The organism is Bacillus sp. JJ1521 (genome assembly GCF_036965165.1).
In the GTDB taxonomy this organism is placed as follows: Bacteria; Bacillota; Bacilli; order Bacillales; family Bacillaceae_L; genus Ferdinandcohnia.
In genome coordinates this window covers 1-4707 of record NZ_JBALOX010000085.1, presented here as the reverse complement: position 1 = coordinate 4707, position 4707 = coordinate 1, and the positions used below count along the sequence as shown (strand labels likewise).

Here is a 4707-nt window from a genome sequence, read left to right as displayed (position 1 = left end):
AGGGATAAAATATATATTTTTAGTGGCCATTAATCTCATCAGGTTTACACCGTTTAAGCCTAAAGCATCATTTGTGGAAATTCCTAAAACAACTGGACGCTGATTACGTAAAGTTGCTTTCGCAGCCATTAAGACTGGGGAATCTGTTAAGGCATTAGCGAATTTACTCATGGAATTCCCTGTGAGCGGTGCAATTACCATACAATCAAGTGGAATTTTAGGACCCAATGGTTCAGCTTTGACAATTGAATCTATTACTTTATTGCCTGTAACCTTTTCAATCCTTTCAATCCAATCTGCACCTTCTCCAAAACGTGTATTAGTTGATTGTACCGTCCAAGAAACGACAGGTAAGACCTCAGCACCCTCATCTACAAGCCTGATAATCTCTGGTAATACCGCATCATAGGTACAATGTGATCCCGTAACACCGAATCCGATTCTTTTTCCTTTTAATGAAGTCATATTATTCGTTCCCCTCTCTTTGTTGAAATAACTCAAGAAGTAGTTGAGATAATACATTCGCAACGATTTGCCCAGCAGTCTTAGGAGCTACAATACCGGGTAATCCTGGCGCTAATAATGCTTTAATCCCTCTTTTTTCTGCATATCTAAAATCAGTTCCTCCCGGTTTGGAGGCTAGATCAACAATTAATGTGTGGGCAGGCATTTTTGAAATCACATTTGCCGTTACAATTAAATGTGGGATGGTAGTAATCAGAACATCAATATCCTTAACCTCTTCTGCAAGATTGGAGAGCAAAAAAGGTGTTAATCCCATTTCAGTTATTCTTGCAATATGCTCTGTCTTTCTGGCGCCTACTTTTACGTGGGCCCCTAATGCAGCAAAGCTTCTTGCCACACTCATTCCAACTCTTCCTAGTCCTAGTACCGCAACATTCGAATTATGAATGGTTATATCCGTATTTTGGATGACCATCATAATCGTACCTTCAACAGTTGGAATGGAATTATAGATGGCTACATCATCTCTTTCGAATAAACGTACTAATTTACGATTTGATGCATTTATTAATCCATCTAAATACGAATTGCTAATTCCCGAATATACAACACAGTGTTCAGGTGTTTGTAATAAAATTTCTTCCGATAAGACGACTGTTTCATTTGAAAAAATCGTTTCAACCTCACCTTCACTGTTTGTTCCGGATACTGGTAAAATAATCGCATCTATATCTGTAAAGTCGATTTCGTCAAATCGTTCCTTTGAAGCCCCTGTAAATCCATGGTCTAATTGGTCAAATCCAATTAAAGAAAGCCTTGCATCTAATTCAATTAGTTTTCGAATCACTTCTAACTGTCGTGCATCTCCACCAATGATTGCAACATGCATATCGGTTAACATACGTTTTATCACCTTCTTTTACCAAAAATCAAACTCGAGTGAATATGAGTTAATGAAAGCCTCACTTAAGCGATCTTTTGCTTTAATTTTCAATCAAGATCCTTCTTGCGTTTAATAAAATCACCAAATTTTATCTACTCCACCATACTATGAGGCATTACTAAAATAGGTGAATGAACAAGATAAAATTTGCTTAGGATAACATTTTTTTCATAAAAATATAAAAACCCACGGAAATATTCCGTGGGTTGACTTCTTTTCTATTCAGTTTCCTCTGAGCCATATTCGTCTGGAATATCAATGATGATCATATCAGTTCCGATTTTACGAATATGCTGCCATGAGACCCGCACTTCATTTCCTTGCCTTTTCAAACCAAACCATTTTAATGATGGAATAATAAGTGCCTTTATTTGACCTGTTTTTTCATCAATTTCTAAATCGGTTTGCCCTAAAACACCAAGTCTTTCAGCGCGTTTGACATCGACAATTTCTTTTCCACTGCCGTGTTCAATATGCAGTGCATAGCCATCAAAATCCGTAATCTGGAAAGAATCTCTTCTTGCAATCTCTTGCATTTTGTCAAAAACTTCGCGGATGCCTTTTCCAAAAGGAGCATCTTTTCCAGATGTCTGTTCATCTAATACAGATCGAATGGCCACTAAATCTGCCAAATCCTGAAACAACTCCTCCTCGTACTGTTGAAGTTTTTCATAATAGGAATAGACAATATTACTTGCGTTAATCACCTCCATATTCATACGAAACAACTCTTCATATCTTTTTCAAATTGTTTTGCACCTGCAATCGTTAGCGGATGCTGGAAGCTTTCTTTAATTAATTTGTATGGAACTGCAATATAATCTGCATCCTGTGCAACACGTTGAAGTTGATATTTCGTCCGAATACTTGCAGCTACGATTTCAACACCATAGCCTTTAGAATCGATAATTGCCGAAACATCCTTAACAAACTCTAACCCGTCTACTCCCATTTCCTCATTTCTAGCTACAAAGAGAAACAAATAGGATACCCCAGCTGATACAGATAACATTGCTTGGTTTTGGTCAAACACAAGAGTCATTGCGGTTTTTATCCCTTTTTCCTTTAGCTTCTTTGCCACTTTTAAACTTGATGCAGAATAATTTAATTTGATAATGATATCATTCGAGATTTCATTGATTTTTTCTGCTTGGTACAGCATATCCTCCGCACTGTCTCCAATTACTTCAGCAGTTAATAAACAATTTCTTTGACTGTTTATCCTTAAAAATTCATAAAAATTGACATTCTCCTTTGCATATAGGGAGGGATTTGCGGTTACCCCGCAAATGCCCATCTCTAGTGACTGGTCAATTTCTACTTGATTTGCTGAATCAATAAGGTATTTCATCCATTTCCCCTCAATTCTTTATCATAGTAAAAATAGAACCTACAAGCTGCTAACTAGAATTTCTTGAAGCTGGTTTGAATTTGTTAAAGGAAGATTAAAGACTAGTTTTTCTTTCATTTGGACTAGCTTTTCTTCTTCGATTTCAATCTTTGCCAATTCGTCAGTCAGTTCAATCGCTTTTAGGAAGTTTTTCATCGATTCAAATGCTTTTTGTCCCAATAAAAATTCCCCAGTTGGTACAAATTCCTTCAAAATAGTAAGCAAGGTTTCTACCTTTTCTGGTTTAATCTGACTGACATGTTTCATAAAAGATGGATAAACATACGCTAATGTTTCTCCATGAGCTAAATCAGGATAATACCCATTAATTATTTCACCGATTGGATGGGGAGCCTCTGCCCCAGCATTTGACAAGCATATGCCTGATAAAGTATCTGCATAGGCGAGTTTTTCACGATACTTAAGGTTACCTAGATCGTGAATAACATTCGGTAATACTTGTGCAATCAACGATATCGACTGCAAGGATAGTGTCTCTGAATATAATGAGGCACGCGGATTTAAATAACTTTCTATTGCATGACTTAACGCATCAAATCCTGTTACTGCAGTGACATGCTTAGGTACAGATACCATTAACTCGGGATCTACGAAACTCTCTTTCGGAAATAAACTAGAATGAAAAAGCGTCAATTTATCGTTGTTTTCTGTATCCGAAATAACAGCTGCTTGTGTTACATGAGAGCCAGTTCCTGAAGTTGTCGTAATCGCTAAAATGGGAATTGCTTTGATTGTTTCATCCTTATCTTCGAATGGATTTGAGCATTCGTTAAAACAAAATTCCCATGTAAACTCTGGATTATATCCTCTCAAGGCAACTGCTTTTGCTGTGTCTATGGAAGAACCTCCACCATAAGCAAGAATGAAATCTACCTTTTCTTCGATTGCAAGCTTTTTCGCCTCATCTACAATACTAGTAGTGGGGTTAGGCTTGACTTGATCAAAGACGGTATAATCGATACCATTTTCATTTAAACTTCCAGTAATTTCGTTAAAGTATTTCTCGCGTTCTGAATTTCGAATCGGTGTTCGAATGATTAAACATTTTTCCCCGTATATTTTTGCACGATTTCCTATTTCTTTACGTTTACCAGAACCGAAATGTATTCGTACAGGTGAATAAAATGAAAACTCCATTTTGTCTCCCCCTAAATTTATTCGCCGAAATATTCAATACTTGCCTTATCAATCGCTTCTCGACATGCCTTTACTCCTGCAGTAATTCCCTCGGGATATTTAAAAATTCCAGATGATAGAATAATAACGTCTGGTTCAGCACCAACCATTTCTGCTAAATTATCTGCTCTTAAACCACCATCAACTGCAAGCTCACATTTTGGATTTTTTTCATTGATTAGTTTTCTTGCTCTTTTAACTAAATCAAGAGAAGATCTTCTCCAGCCCCAATTGTCTTTGCCATCTGTTTCATCAACTCCATGTACAACGATGTGTAGACGATCAATATCATAAATTGCTTCTTCTACAAATGATAATGGTGTGTAACAGCCAATCGTTAATCCAACCTTAATGCCGAACTCTCTGCAATAATTGATAATGTAAGCTAAAGGTGCACCGAGGAATTGCTCTGCGGGAATAATCAACATATTTGCTCCAGCAGCTGCAATTTTTTCAATAAATAAGCGATCGCATTCGCGAGTGTAGATATGACATTCGATTGGCTTATCTGTTACAGGACGAATACCTTCAATAATTTGGTGTCCTCCCATTAACTGCATATTTCTCAAATCGTACATATCAGCTGCGTCTGAATGAATATAATCAGCTCCAGCATCTGATGCTTCCTTTACAATTGCTGCTATATGACCATAGTTTACGTGAGCAAGTCCCGCTGCGATTTTGATATATTTTTTCATTTACTATTCCTCCT

6 protein-coding genes are annotated in these 4707 nt (G+C 37.0%); all 6 read right to left on the bottom strand.

Going from position 1 to position 4707, the window contains the following annotated elements:
* Positions 1 to 465, bottom strand: a 465-nt coding sequence (gene dpaB, locus V7147_RS13045) for a dipicolinate synthase subunit B (RefSeq protein ID WP_335368295.1), incomplete at its 3' end; no start/stop codon positions are given.
* Between the two features lies 1 nt (position 466).
* Positions 467 to 1366 carry a dipicolinic acid synthetase subunit A gene (dpaA, locus tag V7147_RS13040; protein WP_335368294.1) on the bottom strand — a complete coding sequence of 300 codons (900 nt, stop codon included), beginning with the start codon at positions 1364 to 1366 and terminating at the stop codon, positions 467 to 469.
* A 260-nt stretch (positions 1367 to 1626) separates the two neighbouring features.
* Positions 1627 to 1887 (bottom strand): YlmC/YmxH family sporulation protein, encoded by a 261-nt coding sequence (locus V7147_RS13035; protein WP_335368296.1) that lies wholly within the window; start codon positions 1885 to 1887, stop codon positions 1627 to 1629.
* A gap of 236 nt (positions 1888 to 2123) precedes the next feature.
* Positions 2124 to 2759 (bottom strand): transaldolase family protein, encoded by a 636-nt coding sequence (locus V7147_RS13030; protein ID WP_335368293.1) that lies wholly within the window; start codon positions 2757 to 2759, stop codon positions 2124 to 2126.
* Positions 2760 to 2798: 39 nt separating this feature from the next.
* Positions 2799 to 3956: an iron-containing alcohol dehydrogenase gene (locus tag V7147_RS13025; protein ID WP_335368292.1), complete on the bottom strand. Its 1158-nt coding sequence runs from the start codon at positions 3954 to 3956 to the stop codon at positions 2799 to 2801.
* 17 nt (positions 3957 to 3973) lie between these two features.
* Entirely contained in the window at positions 3974 to 4693 is a 720-nt protein-coding gene (locus V7147_RS13020; RefSeq protein WP_335368291.1) for a ribulose-phosphate 3-epimerase, read from the bottom strand.
* Positions 4694 to 4707 lie beyond the last annotated feature (14 nt).